The sequence below is a fragment of the Collinsella sp. AM28-11LB genome (assembly GCF_003469895.1).
Taxonomy (GTDB): Bacteria; Actinomycetota; Coriobacteriia; order Coriobacteriales; family Coriobacteriaceae; genus Collinsella.
In genome coordinates this window covers 1-22,231 of record NZ_QSKJ01000004.1, presented here as the reverse complement: position 1 = coordinate 22,231, position 22,231 = coordinate 1, and the positions used below count along the sequence as shown (strand labels likewise).

Annotated in this window: 19 protein-coding genes; 5 read left to right on the top strand and 14 right to left on the bottom strand. The window is 60.1% G+C overall.

The annotated features are described in order from the left end of the window. Positions 1-57 precede the first annotated feature (57 nt). The 14 genes from DW732_RS03880 to DW732_RS03810 form a co-directional block, all read right to left on the bottom strand. On the bottom strand, positions 58-2,193 hold the full coding sequence (locus DW732_RS03880) for a ribonuclease R family protein (RefSeq protein ID WP_117743525.1): 2,136 nt from the start codon (positions 2,191-2,193) through the stop codon (positions 58-60). 192 nt (positions 2,194-2,385) lie between these two features. Then, positions 2,386-3,306, bottom strand: a complete 921-nt coding sequence (gene ftsX / locus DW732_RS03875) for a permease-like cell division protein FtsX (protein WP_118098842.1) — start codon at positions 3,304-3,306, stop codon at positions 2,386-2,388. After that, positions 3,293-4,513 carry a cell division ATP-binding protein FtsE gene (ftsE, locus tag DW732_RS03870; RefSeq protein WP_117734381.1) on the bottom strand — a complete coding sequence of 407 codons (1,221 nt, stop codon included), beginning with the start codon at positions 4,511-4,513 and terminating at the stop codon, positions 3,293-3,295. Before ftsE ends, ftsX begins: the two co-directional genes overlap by 14 nt. A 450-nt stretch (positions 4,514-4,963) precedes the next feature. Next, positions 4,964-5,905, bottom strand: a complete 942-nt coding sequence (locus DW732_RS03865; protein WP_117763190.1) for a transketolase family protein — start codon at positions 5,903-5,905, stop codon at positions 4,964-4,966. Position 5,906: 1 nt separating this feature from the next. Beyond that, positions 5,907-6,737 carry a transketolase gene (locus DW732_RS03860; RefSeq protein ID WP_117734379.1) on the bottom strand — a complete coding sequence of 277 codons (831 nt, stop codon included), beginning with the start codon at positions 6,735-6,737 and terminating at the stop codon, positions 5,907-5,909. 207 nt (positions 6,738-6,944) lie between these two features. Beyond that, entirely contained in the window at positions 6,945-7,835 is an 891-nt protein-coding gene (locus DW732_RS03855; RefSeq protein ID WP_117743527.1) for a YitT family protein, read from the bottom strand. Between the two features lie 141 nt (positions 7,836-7,976). Then, a complete protein-coding gene (gene prfB, locus DW732_RS03850; RefSeq protein ID WP_117743528.1) occupies positions 7,977-9,125 on the bottom strand; it encodes a peptide chain release factor 2 in 1,149 nt (382 codons plus the stop codon). Next, positions 9,125-11,932, bottom strand: coding sequence for a preprotein translocase subunit SecA (secA, locus tag DW732_RS03845; RefSeq protein WP_117794157.1), 2,808 nt, complete (start codon positions 11,930-11,932; stop codon positions 9,125-9,127). Before secA ends, prfB begins: the two co-directional genes overlap by 1 nt. Positions 11,933-12,274: 342 nt before the next feature. Continuing rightward, entirely contained in the window at positions 12,275-12,700 is a 426-nt protein-coding gene (gene rpmE, locus DW732_RS03840; protein ID WP_006235303.1) for a 50S ribosomal protein L31, read from the bottom strand. 674 nt (positions 12,701-13,374) lie between these two features. Further along, positions 13,375-13,800, bottom strand: a complete 426-nt coding sequence (locus tag DW732_RS03830) for a hypothetical protein (protein ID WP_117734375.1) — start codon at positions 13,798-13,800, stop codon at positions 13,375-13,377. Between the two features lies 1 nt (position 13,801). Next, positions 13,802-14,461: a hypothetical protein gene (locus DW732_RS03825; protein ID WP_117734374.1), complete on the bottom strand. Its 660-nt coding sequence runs from the start codon at positions 14,459-14,461 to the stop codon at positions 13,802-13,804. A gap of 9 nt (positions 14,462-14,470) precedes the next feature. After that, positions 14,471-14,614 carry a hypothetical protein gene (locus DW732_RS09860; RefSeq protein ID WP_158567341.1) on the bottom strand — a complete coding sequence of 48 codons (144 nt, stop codon included), beginning with the start codon at positions 14,612-14,614 and terminating at the stop codon, positions 14,471-14,473. 280 nt (positions 14,615-14,894) lie between these two features. Next, positions 14,895-15,635 carry an ATP-binding cassette domain-containing protein gene (locus tag DW732_RS03815; protein ID WP_158553158.1) on the bottom strand — a complete coding sequence of 247 codons (741 nt, stop codon included), beginning with the start codon at positions 15,633-15,635 and terminating at the stop codon, positions 14,895-14,897. 5 nt (positions 15,636-15,640) lie between these two features. After that, positions 15,641-17,863, bottom strand: a complete 2,223-nt coding sequence (locus tag DW732_RS03810) for a hypothetical protein (protein ID WP_117743532.1) — start codon at positions 17,861-17,863, stop codon at positions 15,641-15,643. Positions 17,864-18,415: 552 nt separating this feature from the next. On the opposite strand from DW732_RS03810, the gene DW732_RS03800 reads away from it, so the two are divergent. The 5 genes from DW732_RS03800 (at position 18,416) to DW732_RS03780 (ending at position 22,094) form a co-directional block, all read left to right on the top strand. Beyond that, entirely contained in the window at positions 18,416-18,928 is a 513-nt protein-coding gene (locus DW732_RS03800; protein WP_118098841.1) for a hypothetical protein, read from the top strand. A 9-nt stretch (positions 18,929-18,937) separates the two neighbouring features. After that, entirely contained in the window at positions 18,938-19,189 is a 252-nt protein-coding gene (locus DW732_RS03795; RefSeq protein ID WP_006235292.1) for a helix-turn-helix transcriptional regulator, read from the top strand. An 18-nt stretch (positions 19,190-19,207) separates the two neighbouring features. After that, positions 19,208-19,915 (top strand): site-specific integrase, encoded by a 708-nt coding sequence (locus DW732_RS03790; RefSeq protein WP_255360342.1) that lies wholly within the window; start codon positions 19,208-19,210, stop codon positions 19,913-19,915. A gap of 395 nt (positions 19,916-20,310) precedes the next feature. Continuing rightward, positions 20,311-20,598 (top strand): ACT domain-containing protein, encoded by a 288-nt coding sequence (locus tag DW732_RS03785; RefSeq protein WP_006235289.1) that lies wholly within the window; start codon positions 20,311-20,313, stop codon positions 20,596-20,598. A 77-nt stretch (positions 20,599-20,675) separates the two neighbouring features. Continuing rightward, positions 20,676-22,094, top strand: a complete 1,419-nt coding sequence (locus DW732_RS03780) for a citrate synthase (protein WP_118098840.1) — start codon at positions 20,676-20,678, stop codon at positions 22,092-22,094. The last annotated feature ends 137 nt before the right edge of the window (positions 22,095-22,231 follow it).

Below are 22,231 nucleotides of genomic sequence, written 5' to 3'. Positions count from 1 at the left end.
GCGGAGGGCGGCCCCGAAAGACCGCCCTCCGCTCTCCCGCCACGAGTCGGGATTTAGCTAATGGATAAGCTTAAAGTCCAAGTGCCCGCGCGTGGTATTGACGCGCGAGACCTCGATGATCACACGCTGCCCCAGCTCGTAACGGGTGCCCGTGTCGGCACCTGTGAGCGTGAGCGCGTCCTCGTCGAACTCGAACCACTCGTTGCCCAGGCTCTTGATGGAAACCAAGCCTTCGACCTGCGTCAGGTCCAAGCGCACAAAGAGCCCCATGCTGCTGACCCACGAGACCGTTCCGGCATAGCGCTCGCCCAGGCGATCCTCGTAGTACTGGGCAATTTTGATTTTTTGCGTCGCATGGCTGGCGGCGTCGGCCGCGCGCTCGGCATCGCTGCACGCACGGCAAATTTGCGGCAGAATGCGCGGAAGCGACTCCCGGCCTTTTCCGATTAGCCTGGGCGTACGCACTAAGGCGTCTTTTCCACCCAGCTGTTCGTATGCCAACTGCAGTTTGAGCACGCGGTGCACCACCAGATCGGGGTAGCGACGGATGGGACTCGTAAAGTGACAGTAGCACGGCGCGGCGAGCGCAAAGTGGCCCTCGTTACGCGGTTTGTACAGCGCACGCTGCATGCTGCGCAGAAGCAGCGTGTTGACGAGCGGTGCGTTGGCCGTACCGGCGGCAGCATCAACTGCAGCCTGTAGCTCATCGGGACTCCCCAGGGCAATACCGGCAGCACGGCGATCGTCGATGATGCCTAGCTGCGCCAGCGCAACGGCGGCACCGTGCAGGCTATCGGGGCTCGGATCCTCATGCACGCGATAGCAGGCCTCGATATCACGGTCTGCCAGCCACTCTGCAACGCACTCGTTGGCGAGCAGCATGGCTTCCTCGATAAGCGACGTAGCACACGAACGCTCACGCGCGACAATCTGCACGGGTACTCCGTCCTCATCCAATAGAGCGCGGATCTCGGCCGTGTCAAAATCGACTGAGCCGCGGGCGCGACGAATGCGACGGCGAAGTTCGGCGAGTTCGTTGGCGGCGACAAGGAAATCGCCGAGGTCGACGTTGTAGCCGCGGGCGGCCTCCTCGCACGCAAGACCGCGCTCAAGCGCTTCCTCGCGCGAGGTCTCGGCAGCCGCAACATCCTCGGCCGCACCCTCCAGCACCGAATGCTCAACCGCGCCGGCACGCACCAGCAGCGCCTCGGCGCCGTCATAATCCATACGCACACGCGAGCGAATCACGCTGGGGTACGGATCGTAATGGCGAACGCGGCCCTGCGCATCGAGCTCAATGTCAACGGTAAACGCCAGACGGTCCTCGTCAGGGCGAAGCGAGCACAGGTCACAGGACAAGCGTTCGGGCAGCATGGGAAGCACGCGATCGGCCAGATACACCGATGTCGTACGATGGCGAGCCTCAAGATCGATATGCCCGTCCCAAGCCACATAGTGAGAAACGTCAGCGATATGCACGCCCAGTTTGTAGCCGCCCCCGGGTGTGCGCTCCAGCGAAATGGCATCGTCAAAGTCACGCGCGTCGACCGGGTCGATCGTGATGACAAAGCGGTCGCGCAGGTCGCGGCGAAGCGGATCTTTAAGCGCCGCGGTCACATCGAGCGAAAGTTCCTCGGCGTCGTCCAGCGCGGCCTCGGGATAGCTATCGGTATAGCCGTAACGCGCCATCACATATTGAACGCCCAAATCGGGCGCGTCATCTCCGCCAATGCGGCGCTCGATCGTCACGGTGCCCGATTCCAGGCGCGTCGGGTAGGTCAAAATGCGCGCGACAACGGCATCACCCGGGTGGACGCCCAGACAATCCGCCGAGGTATCCTCGGGCAGAATGAAGAAGTCGGCCTTCAGACGCGAATCGAGCGGCTCGATCACACCAAGCGGACCGGCGGTCTGGTACGTCCCCACCACGCTTATGGCTGCGCGCTCAACCACGCCTTCGATCACGGCGCGCCGTTCACCGTGTGGGCTGTTCTTAATGCTCACGGCAACGGTATCTCCATCCATGATCTCGCGCTTACCGCGACCCATGACCTTGTAGTCGCCGTTTTCGGTTACAACGTAGGCGCTATGCTCATGGAGCTGCACGCGTCCGGTCAGGCTCGGACGGCGTTCGCTGCGCACCGGCCCGCGCTTATTGCGAGCTCCACGCTTATGCTTATTATTGCGCCCCATGGCGCCTCCTAACTATCGATGGTCGTTTACACCCCAAGAGTCTACCCAAATGGTCCTTAGGGGGCGGAGGAAAACGGATCACATAGATAGACCAGCGCCACGATGATCCGCAATCCTGCCGTTCCCTAGGGATCAAAAAACGGGCCGCCCCATAAGAGACGACCCGTTGGAAGGGGTGAATTCCAGGCATGCCTACACGCGCAGGTAGCGGCGCATGGCGATGGCAGAACCAAAGAGACCGATAATCACGCCGACCAGAATCAGCGCAGCATAGGTCACCAGGTAGTACTGCATCGGCAGGGCAAACGACATCCAGCCGATGCTCTCCTGCAGACGCGGAATCATCAGATTACGCAGCAGCTCCAGAACACCGATGGAAAGCAGCGAGCCCAAAATGGCCTGCAGTACGCCCTCGGTGATAAACGGGCCACGAATGAAGCCGTTGCTGGCGCCGACCAGACGCATAATCGCAATCTCACGACGACGCGCCGTGATGGACAGGCGAATCGTGTTGTTGATGAAGATGAATGCGATAAAGGTCAGAAGGCCAACGAGCACCACGGCGGCGATGCGGATGTAGTTGGTCACCTGGAACAGGCGGCTCACTTCCTCCTGGCCGTACAGCACGCTCGCGTTGACGTCGCCGTCATCCGCGATCTTCTGGAAATCGGCATTCTTCTTGAGCTTCTTGGCCGTGCTTTCGACCCGAGACGGATCGTCCATCTCAATCGCGAACGAGGCCGGAAGCGGGTTCTGGCCGTCGAGCGCACTCATGGTGGCATCGGCGTTGCCTGACATCTTGCTCGTATACTCGGCCAGCGCGTCGTCCTTATCCTTATAGGTCACGGACTTGACGTTACTCCACGTCTTGAGCTCGGCCTCAAAGGCCTGGACGTCCGCTTGGTCGGCATCATCGCTGATGAATGCGTTGATAACAACCTGATCCTCGACGGTGCCGATCACGGAGTTCAGCATCGCGGAGCCCATAATGAACAGACCGATGATAAACAGCGAAAGGAAAATCGTGATGACGGCGCCGAGCGAGGTAGTCCAGTTACGGAAGAAGTGGCTGATTGCCTCTTTGAAGGAGTAGCCCACGTTAGTTGGTGCCATAGTTGCCGTAACCTCCCCTCTCCTGGTCGCGGATAACGTGGCCGCCCTCGAGGGCGATCACGCGACGGTGCATGCTATCGACCATCTCGCGGTCGTGCGTGGCGACGATCACGGTGGTGCCGGTGCGGTTAATACGCTCGAGCAGCTTCATGATGCCCAGCGAGATCGCCGGGTCGAGGTTGCCCGTCGGCTCGTCGCAGATCAGCAGCGGCGGACGGTTGACCATAGCGCGGGCGACGGCAACGCGCTGCTGCTCGCCACCGGAAAGCTGGTCGGGCAGCGAGTCCATCTGATCGGCCAGACCGACCAGGCGCAGCACCTCGGGCACTTGGCTGCGAATGACGCCCTTGGGCTTGCCGATGCACTGCAGGGCAAACGCCACGTTTTCGTAGGCGGTCTTTTGCGGCAGAAGCTTAAAGTCCTGGAACACGGCGCCAATCTGGCGGCGCAGGAACGGAACCTTGCGGTTCTTGATCTTCATGAGGTCCTGACCGGCAACCAGGATGCGGCCGCTCGTCGGCTTGACGTCGCGGTTGAGCGTCGACAGCAGCGTGGTCTTACCCGAACCGGAGTGACCGACCAGGAAGACGAACTCGCCCGGATAGATCTCGATGTTGATGTCGTCGAGCGCGGGCTTGTTGGGCTGTGCCGGATAGATCTTGGTGACATGCTCCATAAGAATGACGGGCTCGACACCGGCCTGCTTAGCCATCTTCTTGCGGCTGGCCTGCGGATCGATGGGCGCAAACACCGACGTAAAATCGGGATTGTTGAGCGCGTTATCGAGGCTTGCGACCTCGGCGGCCTGATCGCTCTTGACCACCGGGGCAGCAGGCTGCGTGGGGTCGGGAATAGCGGCAAAGAGGCCGGACTGCGCAGGCTGAGGAACCGGCGTCGCAGGGGCCATGGGGTCGGGAATGCCGGCCATGGTAGGCTGCGGCGTGGCGGCGCCAGCCTGAGGCTGCTCCACGCGAGCGGTCACGGCCTGAACGGGCTCAAAACCCGCCGTGCCGGAAAGCGCGACATCGCTGGTGGGATTGTAGGCAAAGGGATCGGATGCCGGCTGTGCCTGATCTGCCGGCTGAGCGGGGGCCTGAGCAACAGGCTGGCCCTCTGAATCCGGAGTGGCGAAACGACTGCCCTGGACGCCTGTCTGCGTCTTGGGGGCATCATCGCCCGCACCGGAGGTACGGAAGTGGTTACCCACTGGTGCTCCTTATCGTCGTGCGTTTAAACTACATGAGCGCTTTGTATTTTAGCAGCATTAGCTTTGCTGCACATAAGAAGCATGGCGGGGTTTGGTCTCACCGGCCGCGCGTAGGGTTACCTCCCAAATCGTCCTCGGACATGTCGGAGCCCCCGCTGCGCACTACGTGCGGCGGGGCTCCTCCGTCCTGCGGAAAGATTTGGGAGGTAACCCTACGCGCGGCCTGCGGCTACTAAGGGGCCGCCGCGTTTATCTTACGGTGCTGCATATACAAAGTTGGAAGGGTCTGAATTGCACTTTGCTGGTCTGGTCCCGTTTCCCGGAGAAAGCCCTTGCTTGGTGCGGGCCTAATTTGTTTGTTGCCGACAAAAAACAGGGGCGTCCTCTTTGAGAACGCCCCCGTTTTGGATTGCATACGGTTGCTGAAGCGATGCTTTGCCTCGTCTTGCCTTATGCCAAGAACTCCTTGGTGGTCGCCACGATGTTGGCGGCGTCCAGGCCGTACTTGTGCAGGAGCTCCGCACCCGGGCCGGACTCGCCGAACGTGTCGTTAACGCCGATCTTCTTGAGCGGCGTCGGGCACTGCTCGCACAGGACATCGGCAACGGCGCTGCCCAGACCACCGATCACGGAGTGCTCCTCGACGGTCACGACGTGGCCGGTCTTGGTGGCGCTCTTGACGATCAGGTCGGCGTCGATGGGCTTGATGGTGTGCATGTTGATGACCTCGGCGTCGATACCCTCGGCAGCAAGCTGCTCGGCGGCCTCGAGGGCCTCGCCGACCATCAGACCACAGGCAATGATGGTAACGTCGGCGCCCTCGCGCATAACGATGCCCTTGCCCAACTCGAACTTATAGTTCTCGGGGTCGTTGATAACCGGCGAGGCCAGACGGGCAAAGCGCATGTACACAGGGCCGTCGCACTCGTAGGCGGCGCGCGTCACGGCGCGGGCCTCGACGTCGTCGGCGGGAACGATAACGGTCATGCCAGGGATAACGCGCATGAGGGCGATATCCTCGCAGCACTGGTGCGTGGCGCCGTCCTCGCCCACCGAGATACCGGCATGCGTGGCGCCAATCTTAACGTTGAGATGCGGATAGCCGATGGAGTTGCGGACCTGCTCAAAGGCGCGGCCGGCGGCGAACATGGCAAAGGTGCTCGCAAAGGCAACGCGGCCGGTGGTCGCGATACCGGCGGCAACACCCATCAGGTTGCTCTCGGCGATACCCACATCGAAGAAACGATCGGGGCAGGCGGCCTTAAACTTGCCGGTCTGCGTGGCGGCGGCCAGGTCGGCGTCGAGGACCACAAAGTCGTCGTGCTCGTTGGCGAGCTCGACGAGGGCCTCGCCGTAGCTTACGCGCGTGGCGATTTTCTTGACGTCTGCCATCCTAGAGCTCCTCTCCGGCGGCCGTGAGCTCTGCCATGGCCTGCTCAAACTGTTCATCGTTGGGGGCCTTGCCGTGCCAACCCACCTGGTTCTCCATAAAGGAAACGCCCTTGCCCTTCATGGTCTCGGCGATAATGGCGGTCGGCTGGCCCTTGGTGGCGCGGGCCTCGGCAAAGGCGGCGCGGATCTGATCGAAATCGTTGCCGTCGGCAAGCTCCACCACGTGGAACTTAAAGGCGCGGAACTTGTCTGCCAGCGGCATGGGGTCGTTGACCTCCTCGACGGGACCATCGATTTGCAGGCCGTTGTGGTCAACGATCACGCAAAGGTTATCGAGCTGCTGGTTGCCGGCAAACATGGCGGCCTCCCAGACCTGGCCTTCCTCGCTCTCGCCATCACCCAGCAGGGCGTAGGTGCGATAGTCATCGCCCCAGTGCTTGGCGGCAACCGCCATGCCCACGGCGGCGGAGATGCCCTGGCCCAGCGAGCCGGTGGACATATCGACGCCCGGGGTGTCGTTCATGTTGGGGTGGCCCTGCAGGTGGCTACCGATATGGCGCAGCGTCTCGAGATCCTCCTTGGGGAAGAACCCACGCTCGGCGAGCACGGCGTACAGACCCGGAGCACAGTGGCCCTTGGAGAGCACAAAGCGATCGCGGTCGGCCTTGTGGGGATCAGCCGGGTCGACGTTCATTTCCTCAAAGTACAGATAGGTCATGATGTCGGCAGCGCCGAGCGAACCGCCCGGATGGCCGGACTTGGCAGCGTGCACGCCGGTGACGATGCCCTTCCTAACCTCGTTGGCAACCTTTTTGAGCTCTTCGTCGCTCATTGTGCCTTCCTTTCATCCTCATTAGACAAAATGCGCACGGCACAGAAGGTAATCCCAACACAGCCGCAATGCACGTACGTCATTCATTATGCTGGAAACTGATGGCTTTACCAGACTTTTTATCATTATTTGAGCAATTTAGCAGGCAGACCCACTGATGAAACGGTTTATCAATGTGAACGTCTTTTGGATGGGGCGCAGCCTGCCCTACGCGTTAATGTCCTTGAATCCCTCGCCAAAGGTTTCCGTAACATCGGCAACCGTCACAATGGCGTGAGGATCGCGCTCGCGCACGATCGTCTTCAGGGTGTTGAGCTCTCGACGGCTCACGATGACCATAATCACCGGCTTCTCGGCGCCCGAATACATACCGGTCGCCTTTAACTTGGTGCAGCCGCGGCCCAGGCCATACATGATGTCGGCCGCGATATCGGGGAAGTTGTCCGAGATGATGAGCACCATACGACGCTTGTTGCCGCCATCGACCACAGCATCGATCACGTAGCCGCTGATCACCATCGAAAGACCTGCATACAGCGCGTTTTCGACCGAAAAGACCGGGGCCGACAGCGCGCACACGGCAACATCGATCGCCATGACGGTGGAGCCCACCGGTAGCGACGTATTGCGCGAGATGATCTGGCCGATCGTGTCGGAGCCGCCGGTGTTGGCACCGGCGCGCAGCACCATGCCGTAGCCGATGCCCGTGATAATGCCGCCCCACATAGCGGGCAGCATCAGATCGGCATGTGCCAACGGCGCCACAAACGGAGCGAACAGGTCGGTGAAAAAGCCCAGCAGCACAAAGCCCGTCGCGGTCTGCACCACATAGAACATGCCGCCCTCGCGCATAACGACCAGCAGCAGCAAGGCATTCATCACGATGGTCTGGATACCGACGGGAAGCGATATGCCATGCGAGGCGCCGACCGCCTGGATAATGGTGGCAAGGCCCGTAACGCCACCGGCAGCAAGGCCGTTGGGAATCAAAAACAGGTCGGTCGCAATAGCGGCCAGAGCGCACCCCAACATAATCTGGGGCAGATCGCGAAAGAAGTTCATCGAAAGAATGCGCTTGATGTCCAGACGATATGCCATGCTGCCTCCCTCAAAAAAGCGCACCCAAACGGATGCGCTTTGAGCTTCTTCTTGTATTCGATTTTACCGATTCGCCGACCAAATACCACCCCCGCTCAGGGTCCGTATTGGCCACATCTGCCCAAAGCCAACCCTATGGGTTTAGACAGACGGGGCCTCCGCATCGGCGTTGCCGGTTGCCCAGCGATGGTAGCCGATCACAAACGGATCCAGATCGCCATCGTCGAGAACGGCCTCGACGTTGCTGGTCTCCACACCCGAGCGCAGGTCCTTGACCATCTGATACGGGTAGAGCACGTAGCTGCGAATCTGGTTACCAAAACCGATCGTGGTCTTGGGTCCACGAATCTCGTCGAGCGCCTCGGCGCGCTTCTCGAGCTCGATCTCGTACAGACGGGCCTTGAGAATCTGCATGCACGCGGCCTTGTTTTGAATCTGGCTGCGCTCGTTTTGGCAAGTGACAACGATGCCGCTGGGAAAATGCGTCACGCGTACGGCGGAGTCGGTGGTGTTGACGCCCTGTCCGCCCGGGCCGCTCGCGTGATACACGTCCACGCGGATATCGTCGGGACTGATCTCGATGTCGATATCGTCAGGCAGCACGGGGATGACCTCGACGCCGGCAAACGTGGTCTGGCGGCGCTTCTTGTCGTCGGTGGGGCTAATGCGCACCAGACGGTGGACGCCGGCCTCGGCGCGCAGCATGCCAAACGCGTCCTTGCCCTCGACAGTAAAGGTCGCACGGTCGATGCCGATGACCTCGGCTGCGGGGCAGTCGTTAATGGTGACCTTCCAGCCGCGACGCTGGCAGTACTTCATGTACATCTTGAAGAGCATGAAGGTCCAGTCCTGCGCCTCCAGGCCGCCCTGTCCGGGTTTGATGGTCACAATCGCGTCGCCGTGATCGAACTCACCGGTAAACCAGCTCGAAAGCTCGAGCTCGTCGATAGCGCGGGCCAGGCGTTCTGCCGTAGCGGCAGCCTCCTCGCGCAATGCGGCGGCATCGGGGTCGTCGCCCATCTCCTCGGCAAGCTCCAGCGCCGCGCGGGCGTCAGATAGCTCGCCGCGCGCGGTATCCACGGCAGCGATATCTTCCTTGGCGCGAGCGATCTCCTCCATGGTGGCGCGAGCGGCGTCGGCGTCATCCCAAAAGCCGGGGGCCACGCTTTTGGTCTCGAGCTCGGTCACGCGCGTGCGCTTCTCGTCCAAATGAAGATACGACTCGACCTCGCCGAGCCGGTCCGCAAACGCGTCCAGCTCGGCGGGCGTTACCTCTAAAGCCTCGGCCATTAACGATTCCTGCCGTGGCAGTACTTGAACTTCTTGCCGCTGCCGCAGGGGCACAGGTCGTTGCGGCCCACGTTGACATAAGGGTCATCGCTCTCGGACTTGCGGTAGGTGGTCACCTTGCCACCGTTGTTGACGGCAGCCGGGCCTCCCTGGACGACCGTACGGGCTTGCACCTGTGCCTGCTTGCGCAGCACCGAGTTGCCGTTGTCGCCATCGACATCGGCGGGGCCGGAGAAGTGTGCACCCTCGAGCGCAGGGTCCTCCTTGTGCTCCACGGCGTGCGGGGCGGCCTTGATCTCGATGCGCAGGACGGTGCGCAGGTAATCCTCGTACATGGTGTCGACGAGCATCTGGAAGGCACCATAAGCCTCGGTCTTGTACTCGACCAGCGGGTCGCGCTGACCAAAGCCGCGCAGTCCGATACCGGTCTTGAGGTAGTCCATCTCCTGCAGGTAGTTCATCCAGCGGGTATCGATGACGCGCAGCATGACCTGGGTGTTGAGCTCGCGCATGAGGTCCTCACCCAGGCGCTCGGCCTTCATGTTGTAGCACTTCTCGACGTAGGCCAGGACATCGGCAGCCAGGGCCTCAAAGTCCTCGTCGGGGAACTTGGGCGTATCGATATGCCCGGTGAGCTCCACGACCCACTTGCGCAGGCCCTCGAGATCGCGCTCGCCATCGTGGCTGTCCTTGGTGCAGAACTCCTGCACGCAGCGGTACACGGTGTCGTGCATGACCTCGGTGATGTGGTCGGTCAGATCCTTGCCGTCCAGAATCTTGTTGCGCTCGGCGTAGATGACCTGGCGCTGCTTGTTCATAACGTCGTCGTACTCGAGGACGCTCTTGCGCATGGAGAAGTTGATGCTCTCGACCTTGTGCTGGGCGCTCTCGACGGCCTTGGAGATGATCTTGTGCTGGATGGGCATGTCGTCGCCCATGTCGGCCGTGACCATCATCTTGGAGACGCGGTCCATCTTGTCGCCACCGAACAGGCGCATGAGGTCGTCCTCGAGCGACAGGTAGAACTGGGTCTCGCCCGGATCGCCCTGACGGCCGGAGCGGCCGCGCAGCTGGTTGTCGATACGACGGGACTCGTGGCGCTCGGTGCCGATAACGGTCAGGCCACCGGCGGCAAGCACGCGCTCACGCTCGGCCTTGCAGGTCTCCTTGGCCTCGGCGTTAAACTGCTCGAGCTGCTCGGGCGTTACGTCCTCCATGGTCAGGCCCTCGTACTCAAGGCGCTCGCGCACCAACTCGTCGGGGTTGCCGCCCAGCAGGATGTCGGTACCACGACCGGCCATGTTAGTAGCGATGGTCACGGCGCCGTAGCGTCCGGCCTGCGCAACGATATGGGCCTCGCGCTCGTGGTGCTTAGCGTTGAGGACCTCGTGCGCGATGCCGCGCTTGGTAAGGGCGGCTGACAGCTTCTCGGAGCTCTCGATGGAGACGGTACCCACCAGGACCGGCTGGCCCTTAGCGTGGCGCTGCTCAACGTCGTCGGCAACGGCGTTGTACTTAGCCTGAATGGTGCGGTAGACCAGGTCCTCGTGGTCCACGCGCTGCACGGGTCTGTTGGAAGGAATGACCTCAACGGGCAGCTTGTAGATCTCGCGGAACTCGGCGTCCTCGGTGAGTGCCGTACCGGTCATACCGGAGAGCTTGTCATACAGGCGGAAGTAGTTCTGCAGGGTGATGGTCGCCAGCGTCTGGTTCTCCTCGCGCACGAGCACGCCCTCTTTGGCCTCGATGGCCTGGTGCAGGCCCTCGGAGTAACGGCGGCCTTCCATAATGCGGCCGGTGAACTCGTCGACGATCTTGACCTCGCCGTTGGTGACCACGTACTGCTTATCGCGGTGGAACATGTACTGGGCCTTCAGCGCCTGCTGCAGGTGGTTGACCAGCTGGCCCGAGAGATCGGCGTAGATGTCCTCGATGCCTAGGCGGCGCTCGATTTTCTTAAGGCCACGCTCGGTGGCGGCAATGGTGTGCTTGGCCTCGTCCATGACATAGTCGCCCGTGGGCTCGACGTCCTCGGTGGCGGTGAGCATGTCGTGCGACACGTCCTCGCCGCGCTCAAGGCCACGCACGGCACGCGCGAAGTCCTTGTAGGTACTGGCGGACTTGGTACCAGCGCCCGAGATGATCAGCGGGGTGCGGGCCTCATCGATCAGGATGGAGTCAACCTCGTCGACGATGGCGTAGTTGTGGCCGCGTTGCACGCGCTGCTCGGGACGGGTAACCATGTTGTCACGCAGGTAATCAAAGCCGAACTCGGAGTTGGTGCCGTAGGTGATGTCGGCCTGATAGGCCGGGCGCTTGAGCTCGAGCGGCATGTTGTTCTGGAGCAGACCGACGGTCATGCCCAGGTACTTATAGATGCGGCCCATCCACTCGGAGTCGCGCTTGGCAAGGTAATCATTGACAGTAACGACGTGCACGCCCTTGCCGGCAATAGCGTTGAGATAGCCAGCCAACGTGGAGACGAGGGTCTTACCTTCGCCGGTCTTCATCTCGGCGATGTGGCCCTCGTGCAGTGCCATGGCGCCAATAAGCTGCACGTCAAAGTGGCGCATACCCATGGTGCGCTTGGAAGCCTCACGCACGGTGGCAAAGGCCTCGGGGAGCATGTCGTCGAGCGACTCGCCGTTGGCGTAGCGCTCACGGAACTTATCGGTCTGGGCGCGGAGCTCCTCCTCGGTCATCTTCTCAAACTGTGGCTCAAGACCGTTGATCTTGTCGACGATCTTGTAGTAGCGCTTGAGGTCCTTATCGGATCCAAAGGACAGCAGCTTTGACATGAATCCCATGTGGTTTTCCTTTTTGGCCATCGCCCGTGGCATAAAACCTTGGACGAGTTAAACACAGATATTTGTACTTTAGCCAAACAAGGCGCCGCCTATGCGGTCGACACGCTCGACCACGTAATAACTACGACAGCCTGCCAAAAAGGGACTGGTTTATTTTGGCGGCTTTTATCTGGGAAACCGCTGCCTCTCTCTGCCATTTGGTGCAAGCTAGCCCGTCCCCTTCGCACCAACCTGGCGCAATGGGGACGGGCTAGCTTGCACCAATAAAAAGAAAAGGGCCGCGCACCCAAACGGATGCGCGGCCCTTATGCCATGAATGCGAGTGTTTCCGCGGCGAGCTACTTACTCAGCAGCCTCGGTGGTCTCGGCCTCGGCAGCGGCCTCCTCGACGGGAGCCTCTGCGGGAGCCTCGGCGGCCTGCTTGGCAGCCTCCTCGGCAAACTTAGCGGCACGCTTAGCCTTCTCGGCAGCCTTAGCCTCAGCGGCGGCCTTGCGAGCGGCCTCGGCCTCAGCAGCCTTGGCGGCCTTGGCAGCCTTGGCCTCCTCGGCCTTCTTGAGCTGAGCGGCAGCGGCGCCACCGAACTTGTCGGCGAAGCGCTGGACGCGTCCACCGGTGTCGACGAACTTCTGCTGGCCGGTGTAGAACGGGTGGCACTCGTTGCAAAGCTCGACCTTCATCTCGGACACGGTAGCGTGCGTCTTGAAGGTGTTGCCGCAGGAGCACGTCACCGTGCACTCGACATACTGGGGATGGATACCCTGCTTCATGGTAGGACTCCTTATTGGTCAGGCGCTGGTTACCGATCAGCGCATAAGGCGTCTTGGTTTCCGACCAAGACAACAAACTCGGCTATGGTACCACGGCGCCGCGTGTCCCACAAAAGGTTCACGGTCTTTTCGGCACAACGCGAGGAAAAATGACCCACGGATTACCGACAAATGGTCCCATGAATTACCTTCAAAACGACCCACGCACTGGTAGAACGTTGCAAATTTCAACGTTCTGGAATCGTGGGTGCTGACGGTTTGCCATTGCGAGAGGCATGGCGGCTCGACCATCAGGATAATCTCGGCGAGAAAATCGACGAGGACAGAGGGACGGCAGTATTGGAGCTATCGAAACGAATGGCAAGGACGAGATTATGGAGATGCCCGCCGAGGTCGACTTCTCCGACAGCGTTCCGAACCCCTACATCGGGAAGGTGCGCCGCCGCGTCACTATGAACATCGACGGCTAGAACATCGACTACTTCAAGGCGGAGTCCGCCCGTACAGTGGTGCCGTATCAAGTCATCATCAGCATGTACCTGGCCGAGTGCCGCGGGCGGAGGAAGCGTCTGACGTTCGCGAACTGCAGTGGTGAGCATTCCCGCTTGGGCAGTAAAAGGAAGAGGGGGCTGGCAAGGCCAGTCCCCTCTTCTCTCATGACACTCGATTTGCATTTACGGCACGACGAAAGCCGGGCCGCTGGTTACCTTGTCAAATTCGAGCACCGACGTTCCGGTGTTCAAATAAAGGCTTCCTTGGTTTCCGTCTGCGGAGGCGTAAGCCAGGTGGACAAATCCGTAATCATCTCCTGATTGGTCGGCCAACATGAAGATGTTCGGATCGCCGGTTGTCTCAAATGAACCGTCGGTCACATTTCCATTGCTGTCGACGATTTGCCACCTGTTTTCGTCTTCCCCAAGGAAGGAGAGCTGGGTTAAGCCGGTCTCGTGGTCTCGGTACACTCCGTCTAGGCGGAACCCTTCGGAAATGCCATGTTTCAAGGTGTTCGCATCTTTTATGGATACGGCAGAGACTGCGATTGCGGCTATCGCGACCAATAACGCCAGCGCAATGGGTATTTTGGCGGAGCCGGTCTTCATGTCAGCCTACTTTGCGCTTGCCGAGAGCCATGCTGTAGAACGTGTTGGTGGCCATCTTTGCGTAGACCCTGCGTACCCCGTTCGTCGTCTCATAGACGACGTAGGGTTGAATCTTGTGGGTCACGTTCGCCGTCGCCTTGTAGAAGCCCGATCCGGAAATGTTGACCGCGTACCCCGTCACGCTGAGGGAGCGATTTGCCTTCGGGATGGAAACGCTCACGCTGCCAACTCCTCCGGGAAGGGATACCGACACACCGACCGATCCGCCGCCGGAAGGTGATACGAAGATAGAGCCACCTCCCGATATCTGCACGCCGCCCGCCGGCTGTCCGGCGACGTCATGCCATCCAGTGCTCTTGTTTACCACGCTGCCGTATACCGTGTCGTAGGTCGGACGTCCCCCGGCTCGTGCGTCGCCATCGTACCCGGCGAGGGCTTGCTCGATGATTTGCGCAGCTTCTTCCTCCGCGCGTTCGCGGAGCATCGCGTCAAACTGGTTTTCAGTGAGGTCGGGGCGAACGAAGTAGTCGATTCGATTCTGATCAAGTGTTTGAAATTCCGCCGCTAACACCCCTTTTGGCATCAGTAGGGAGATTCCTCCAACCGCCGCTGCGGCGATAGCGGCTCGCCTGGTGATCCCGGTTTCGACGATTTTCTTCATTGTGTCCTCCTAACGGACGTCTTGGATAGAAAACATCTCCTTTCTCAAAATTGCCCCTGATAACGTGATGATTCCTCGCTCGTTCATATTGCCGTTGGCTTGGGTTGCGCGCGTATTGAATGCGTCGACAAAGCTCTGCATGCCCTGCTTCATAAAGAAGGGGCCGAAGATGGGTGAATTGAACGCGATGGGGACGGAGAAGGCTGCGGCAAGAACGAGCGTAGAGATCCATACGGCCCTGTCTCTTAGGATTAGTTTGAGAAGAAGTCGACAGTACATTTAGAAGCACCTACATTTCTCAAAGCATCGTTAGTTTAATTAATGACAGACCGAATGAAGATACGTGCGACGGGGGCGAGGCAAATGGCTGAGCGGTATTGATACGCGGGTTCAACGGTATCATATTGACCACATAGATTTTTAACTTGCATTTCTACCCGCCCTTTTCGTAGAGTCGCCGATACGTGCTTAGCGCACCCTCGGCGCGTCCGGCAGGCTTTGCGAAATGGGATCCACGAGACTTCGGCGCAGTATCATCTTGCGGGATGCTTCTAATGAGCCTCCCATCCTTCAAAAACAGAATCTCATCGCACTGCCTATCGACCGAATCCAAGATGTGGGATGACATGATGATGCACGTACCAGAATCGGCCAGCTTCCTGAGGATCTCTGAATGCAAGTCCACCCTGCTGGGGTCGAGCGCGTTCATGGGCTCATCTAATAGAAGGTACCGCGCACCCGTCGCATACGCAATCGCCAGGGTAAGCTGCTGCTTCATGCCCTGGCTCAGAGTACGGATCCTCATCTTCGCGAACTCGCCTATCTGCGTTTGTTCCACTATCACTTCGATATCGCGAGCATGTGGCCACATATCGCAAACCATCTTGAGGTGATCTTCCGCACGCAATCCGGGATACAGCAGCGTCCCCTCACCAGGTGCGTAGAAGATCATAGAACGGACCTCTCTTGTACCCGTGCCCTGCGCCTCATCCAGAACGATGCTCCCGTCCACGCGAGGACCCGGCAAACCTGCCATCGCCCGCAGCAACGTCGTCTTTCCATGCCCGTTCGGAGCGACGAGACCGTAGACCGTACCCGGGGCAAACTCAGCGTCCACCGAATCTACGAGTACCTTCTTTCCATAAGAGATCGTCAGCGTTTGAAGGCCAATCATCGAGATCATCCCCTTTCGATCTTTGGAACACTCAGGCGCACCATCAACGGAGATACGGCGCCCAAGACCACCAGCAGAGCGACCGATGCGCCGACGACCTCTCCAAAAGGCATCGCGTTCGTCCCTCGCCCAAGGAACCCAATCGTCCCCACCTGGGAAGCGGGATCAAACGAGGCGAATGGAGCCAGCAGCGCGACGCCCATGCCCGCGCTTTCAACATGAGCGCTCAACGAACCCAACACCAAGAGAACCGCGCAAACCACTCCGGTGACAACGGGGTTGCGGCTAATCGCTGCTGTCAACGCAGCGACGACGGAAATCACGCCGTATGCCATGACCAGCAACGGAATGCTGCACAACACCGCCTCCCCCACCATGGACGTTGTCGAAGCTCCCGCCCGAATGAGAGCGACGGGATACTCCGATCCACCCGCACCGTTCTTAATCAAGGACACAACCGCAGCGGGAACCATCGACACCAAAAGCAGCGCCAAGCCAAGCAGGAGAGACAGCGCAACAGCCGTCAGAAAACGCACATGCGCTGTTGCGGGGACTTGGAAAACCAGAAGGGAACGGCACCGCAGGTAGGTGCACGCAAGCGATGTGACAACCACGGGCAACAGCCAAAACAAGGAAGGAAGCGCTGCCTGGAGATAGGAAAGGAGGATTAATGGGGGCATCTTCGTACTTAACTCGTAAACCTTGGGGTCCGGCAAGCTCGCGATCGACTCGAGCAGAAGGGCGCGCGCCTCCGCACGAGAAGGAGTCTCCGGCTCGATTCCGATCGATTGCAGGAGGGTCGCATCTGCCGCGCCCAGCTCGCCTCGAGCGCGCTCGTACGTCGCAAGGCTTCGAAACCCCTCCGCAGGCGTGGGCGCGTACACGAAACCCGAAAGAGCATCTCGCATGCCTTCCAGGGCCGCTTTGCCCTCGACGTCCATATTCGCAACGTCCTGCTCTAGATACCGATCTATTGAACGGAGCTCCCCATCCCTATACCGAACAGCGGAAACGTCACCAGCGTCAGGAAACACCTCGACCAGAGCCGGGGCCAGCATCGCCGTCGACATTGCAATCGCGCATACGGCGAGGGCAGGAGAATGCAGGAGCAGCTTCCCCATCGTTCTTACGTATGCAACGGCGGAGGTACAAGCGCTCGAACGGGCTGTCGTTCTCGATGCGGTGAAGGAACCTCTCTCAAGACAAATCGGGGACATCGGGCGCGCGCAGCCGCTCTTTCCAGCAACGCAAAGCAGGCTAATTGCCAGCACCTCGATCCCGATTGCGCATACGAGGGTAATCGCGCCACGCTCGAAGCAAAGTCCAGGCAGATTCACTATCTGCGTTGTCGGGTACGGGCTATAGGCGCCGACGGTCAACTCAGTGTTCGCATACGTAAGGGGATTCAACAGGGCGAACTCACGTAAAGCGATGGATCTTCCGTAATACCCGGGAACCATCGTCGCCCCCATCAGGGCACATACGAACACGATTCCAAGCGTAGGGTTATTGGCAATCTTCACGGCAAGGTGAACGACGAGCGAGATGAACGCCGCCACCAAGAATTGCAAGATGGCCGTCTGTGCGAACACCAGCCAAGCCGGTTTGATAACCGGAGTCGCATATTGAACGTAGCCTATCGGATAGAACAGCGAGCCCGGGCCATTCTTCACAAGTGCGGCGATTATCCCTGGAAGATTGACGGCGAAGACGGCAAGCATCGCAAAAACACTCGCCCATACGCTCGATGCAACAAGCCTGCCCAGCTCACCCATCGGTGCCTGGATGATGAGTTTTTCACGTTTGTTAAGACGCGCGGCAAGGAACGAGACGGCAACGGCCGTTGCGGCCCATAGCAAGTACTCCTTCGATCCGTCATAAAAGGAGTACGCTCCATCCGATACCTGCAGAAACGGAAGCAGAGGAGAGAGCGGCGCCAAGACAAGACGCCCCGCGGCAAGAGGGTACAGAAGCGCGGGCATGCTTGATGAAGAGGTATAGACGCCCTCCTCCCCCGCATTCACAAGCGCATCCGCATAGGATGCTGACAATTCCTGCTCAACACGGGTTATTCCCGACTCGAGGTATTCAACCCGTCCGTCGATGCCAGCCGCGCTCCTGAAGACGGGCAGAGCACAAAGAACCATCAACGCAACAACGGCAACACAGAGCGACCTGGAGGAGAGGAGCGACCTAAAGATTGCCTTCGAGATTTTGAGCATATTCATCGCCAACCTTAACCTCATCCAGTCGGAACAGAGGGGCCGAACAAAATGCTCGGCCCCTCCTCGCATCTAGTAGGTGCTATAGACAAATTGCCATTTATCAGTTGTGCCAAGAACACCACAGGAACACATTGCAGCGAGGCGGGATTCCCTATGATGCGCGGATCGGCGATAGCCATTTCGGTAGGAGATCGTCTTGTAAGAGATGTTGAACATCGAGATGCTGTGCCCGCTCACGCCGCGAGGACAGCTGTAGCTCCAGTAGGTATCGACGACGTCGTCCGTATACCCGAGGGGCTCAACGAGGGCACACTGGCTGCTCTCCTGGGAAGGAGGCATCGGGGTATCCGCAAAAGCGGGGGCTCCCGGCAGCAACAGACAAAGAGCGAGGCCGAGGAAAACCAAGAGCTTACACGACTTAACAGTACTGAACATAATCCTCTCCAATCTAGAGGGGTTTCGGTTGCAGCATGCTGTGATTACTTGCCGGCAAAATCAATTTAACATAAACTGTTAAAAAGTAACCTGAGGTTTTTAAATTCTTCGGAGGTTATTATGAGTTACGACAATCGCACTCCCCGGCTTCATTCCTTCCGCATCGCATGTGCGATAGCCTCTGCGGCCCTTTGCGTCACCGCCATCGCACAAGTGGCGTTCTCCTTAAAGCCAGCAATCGAAGTGCTCGACAACCCTGTAATTGCAGACTCCCCCGCGTATCCAGCCCTTGCGATCTCGACATTGGCCCCTGCCGTCATCGGTATCGCCACGACCATCCTCAGCGCCGTTCTCGTGTGGACGATCAAGAGCGGAGACCCCTTCAAGAAAGGGTCTGCGACATGCTTGAAGGTGCTCGGCATTCTCTTCGTTGTTCAAGCTGCCACCAGCTTCTACGCCGGCTCACTCGAAACCTCCGTTTCGATGTTTGGCGGCGAGGGGGCCGTCGGCGCCCAAGAGATCGCTTCATCATTCGATTGGACCTCTCTGGTTCTCGGCATCGTCCTGTTCATGCTTTCCCAGCTCTTCTTGTACGCCCGAGAGCTGTACCTCGACTCCGACGAGATTGCGTAAGGAAACGCCATGCCCGTAATTGTTCGCCTCGACAAGATCATGGCCGAGCGAAAGATTTCCTCGAACGAACTTGCCGAAAGGATTGGAACCACGCCCGTGAACCTGTCCCGTATTAAAAAAGGGCATATTCGCGGCATTCGCTTCAACACACTCGAGCAGCTATGCCTCGCCCTTCGTTGCCAACCCGGAGACCTTCTCGAAGTCATGAGCGAAGAGGATGCCCGAAAGGAGTTCGGACTCGATTGGTCCGCCGAGGATTAGAGGGCGGTCGTACTCGCCCTGCACACGGGGATGCGAATCGGCGAGGTCTGCGGCCTTCGGTGGTGCGATGTGGATTTCGAGACGGGCCTGATCTCGATCAGACACTCGGTGGCGTACGCGAAGGGAATGGGTTCGTTCATCAAGGACACCAAGACCCATGACGCCAGGGGTATCCCCATCGACCCGGTCGGCCTACTCCCCTTCCTGAAGGAGACCCACGAGATCGACTGCGGAAAGCTGCGCTTGCGCGGCCTTACCGGGGCGGTCGAGATCGGGGACTGCTACATCCTGTCGGAGCCGGGCGCGACCTTCGCGACGACAAGCTATATCCGCAGGGCGTTCAAGACGTTCTCGGAGACCAACGGCCTCATGGGCACCAACGACGAGCTGATCACGTTCCACGGCCTTCGCCACACGTTCGCAACGCAGTGGATCCGCCAAGGCGGCGATATCAAGGCGCTCCAATCGATCCTCGGCCACAAGGACGCCATGGCGACGCTCAACGTCTACGCCGACATCGAGCCCATCTCCAAAATCCATAACATGCTGCGCGCCACGCCGTGCCTTTGGCGCGGGCACCTCGGGCCGAGGGTCGATCCGGGTCCCATGTTCCAACAGAGGATCCAGGAGTCCATCGAGACGCTCCAGGCGTTCGGCTACGGCATCACCGAGCCGGACGACCGAAATATCGCCATACGCGACGTGAAGACGAACAGTTGGCTCTAGCTCACCGAGTACGCGGCAGTGCTGGGCCCATCCCAACTGAGGTCACGGTGGTCCGATAGGGGCGCCGCCCGCGGCATGCGCCGCGGAGCGGTATCCCCTACCGAAGGGCGGGGATGCCCTCCGCTTCCAGTTCGGAATCAGCCGTCGGAGGCGTTCGGCTGACTGCGGGAACGGCCTGTCCGCTCAATGTGTTCGGCTGAGATCGGAAATCAACCCAACACGAGCCGGACACGCGCCAGACGGCTCTTCCCCGTACGGCCTTCCCCCTTACGCTCATGTTGCAGGCATGTAACGCCGCAGCGAGCGCGCCTTTTTTGCGCCAGACAGGTACAATGATGAACACTGTACCGTAGCGGAGCGCCCTCGCGCGCCGCAACCACGCGAAAGGGTTTCCCATGGCCGAGATCTCGTCCTCCCGTATCGTCATCACCGTCCTTGGCAAGAACCGCCCCGGCATCGTCGCCGGCGTCACCCGCGTTCTGGGCGAGGCCAACGTCGACATCCGCGACATTACGCAGTCCATTATCGAGGACATCTTCACCATGACCATGCTGGCCGATACCGCCGAGTCCAAGCTCGACTTCGCTGAGCTGCAGAAGGCCCTGGCCGAGGCCGGCGAGCTTTCGGGCGTCAACGTGTCCATCCAGCGCGAGGACGTCTTCAACTTTATGTACCGCCTGTAGCGAGCAAGCCGCTGGGGATAGCCTGACGCGCGCATGCCCATGCAAGTCACCCCGATGCGGCCCGGAGAGGAGCGCGCATGGCCTACGACGCCAAGAAAATCTATTACCGCTTCGATGACCACTTGAGCCGCCTGGTTCTGGATTACGAAGCAAGCCGCCAGATTTCGCCTGAGAGCGAAAACCTCTACCACGGCCTGCCGACCGACCCTTATGACGAGGGCCTGTTCGTAGAGCACAACGTCAAGCGCGGCCTGCGCAATGCCGACGGCTCGGGCGTGGTCGCGGGCCTTACCCGCATCTCGGACGTGCACGGCTACAACAAGGTCGACGGCAAAGTCGTGCCTGACCAGGGCAAGCTCACGCTGCGCGGCTATAGCATCGAGGATCTGGTCAACAATGCCCAGGCCGAGAATCGCTACGGCTACGAGGAAGTCGCCTATCTGCTTATCACGGGTTCGCTGCCCAACAAGGAAGAGCTCGACGGCTTTTGCGAGCGCCTGGGCGCCTTTAGACATCTGAGCGACGAGTACGTCAAAGAGTTCCCTATGACCACGGTGTCGTCGAGCATCATGAACGTGCTCCAGCGCGCCGTGCTGCTGCTCTACGCCTTCGATGCCGAGCCCGATGTAATCACACCCGAGCACGAGATCGACGTTGCCATTTCCATGCTGGCACGTCTGCCCCGCATCGCCGCCTTTGCGCACATGGCATCGATCGCAAAGTGCCACGGTTCGGAGATGCACGTGCCGCACCCCACGCCCGGTCTCTCCACCGCCGAGACCATTCTGCAGGTCCTGCGCGGCGGCATGGCGTTCACCCGCGACGAGGCCATGCTGCTCGACGTGATGCTCATGCTCCACGCCGAGCACGGCGGCGGCAACAACTCCACCTTCGCTTGCCGCGTGCTGTCGTCTTCGGCCACCGACCCGTATTCCGCCTACGCCGCGGCTATCGGATCGCTCAAGGGCCCGCGCCACGGCGGTGCCAATGCCAAGGTCGTGTCTATGCACGAGGACATCCGCGCGCATGTCTCCAACTGGGAGGACGAGGACGAGGTCGCGGCCTACCTGGGCAAGATCCTCGACAAGCAGGCCTTCGACGGCACGGGCCTCGTCTACGGCATGGGCCACGCCGTCTATACGCTCAGCGACCCGCGCGCCGAGGTATGCCGCCGTTACGCGCGCGCACTTGCCGCCAAGAAGGACTTGGGCGAAGAGTTCGCACTCATCGAGCGCATCGAGCGCCTGGCACCCCAGGTCATGCGCGACCACGGTATGACCAAGCCCATCTGCGCCAACATCGACCTGTACACGGGCTTTATCTACAAGATGCTCGGCGTGCCCGAGACGCTCTTTACGCCGCTGTTCGCCGTCGCCCGCATGGCAGGCTGGTCGGCGCACCGCATGGAAGAGCTCTTCTGCGCGCACCGTATTATTCGCCCGGCATACCGTCCGGTAATCGAGCCACTGGAGTACAAGCCACTCGCCGACCGTTAGGACGCGCACCGTTATAGAACACGAGCGTGGCCAGGGTATCACCGCCCTCGGCCACGCTTTTTATGCCAGCAGAAAGGGCTGCATCGAATGATTGTTTTTGGCTCTTCGGTGGTTTCTGTGGGAGAGATTCCGGCATA

Coding starts and splice junctions, on each gene's coding strand:
- DW732_RS03880 (WP_117743525.1), bottom strand. CDS start 2,193: ATGGGGCGCAATAATAAGCATAAGCGTGGAGCTCGCAATAAGCGCGGG.
- ftsX (WP_118098842.1), bottom strand. CDS start 3,306: ATGGCACCAACTAACGTGGGCTACTCCTTCAAAGAGGCAATCAGCCAC.
- DW732_RS03865 (WP_117763190.1), bottom strand. CDS start 5,905: ATGGCAGACGTCAAGAAAATCGCCACGCGCGTAAGCTACGGCGAGGCC.
- DW732_RS03860 (WP_117734379.1), bottom strand. CDS start 6,737: ATGAGCGACGAAGAGCTCAAAAAGGTTGCCAACGAGGTTAGGAAGGGC.
- DW732_RS03855 (WP_117743527.1), bottom strand. CDS start 7,835: ATGGCATATCGTCTGGACATCAAGCGCATTCTTTCGATGAACTTCTTT.
- prfB (WP_117743528.1), bottom strand. CDS start 9,125: ATGGCCGAGGCTTTAGAGGTAACGCCCGCCGAGCTGGACGCGTTTGCG.
- secA (WP_117794157.1), bottom strand. CDS start 11,932: ATGGGATTCATGTCAAAGCTGCTGTCCTTTGGATCCGATAAGGACCTC.
- rpmE (WP_006235303.1), bottom strand. CDS start 12,700: ATGAAGCAGGGTATCCATCCCCAGTATGTCGAGTGCACGGTGACGTGC.
- DW732_RS03830 (WP_117734375.1), bottom strand. CDS start 13,800: ATGAAGACCGGCTCCGCCAAAATACCCATTGCGCTGGCGTTATTGGTC.
- DW732_RS03825 (WP_117734374.1), bottom strand. CDS start 14,461: ATGAAGAAAATCGTCGAAACCGGGATCACCAGGCGAGCCGCTATCGCC.
- DW732_RS09860 (WP_158567341.1), bottom strand. CDS start 14,614: ATGAAGCAGGGCATGCAGAGCTTTGTCGACGCATTCAATACGCGCGCA.
- DW732_RS03815 (WP_158553158.1), bottom strand. CDS start 15,635: ATGATTGGCCTTCAAACGCTGACGATCTCTTATGGAAAGAAGGTACTC.
- DW732_RS03810 (WP_117743532.1), bottom strand. CDS start 17,863: ATGAATATGCTCAAAATCTCGAAGGCAATCTTTAGGTCGCTCCTCTCC.
- DW732_RS03800 (WP_118098841.1), top strand. CDS start 18,416: ATGAGTTACGACAATCGCACTCCCCGGCTTCATTCCTTCCGCATCGCA.
- DW732_RS03795 (WP_006235292.1), top strand. CDS start 18,938: ATGCCCGTAATTGTTCGCCTCGACAAGATCATGGCCGAGCGAAAGATT.
- DW732_RS03785 (WP_006235289.1), top strand. CDS start 20,311: ATGGCCGAGATCTCGTCCTCCCGTATCGTCATCACCGTCCTTGGCAAG.
- DW732_RS03780 (WP_118098840.1), top strand. CDS start 20,676: ATGGCCTACGACGCCAAGAAAATCTATTACCGCTTCGATGACCACTTG.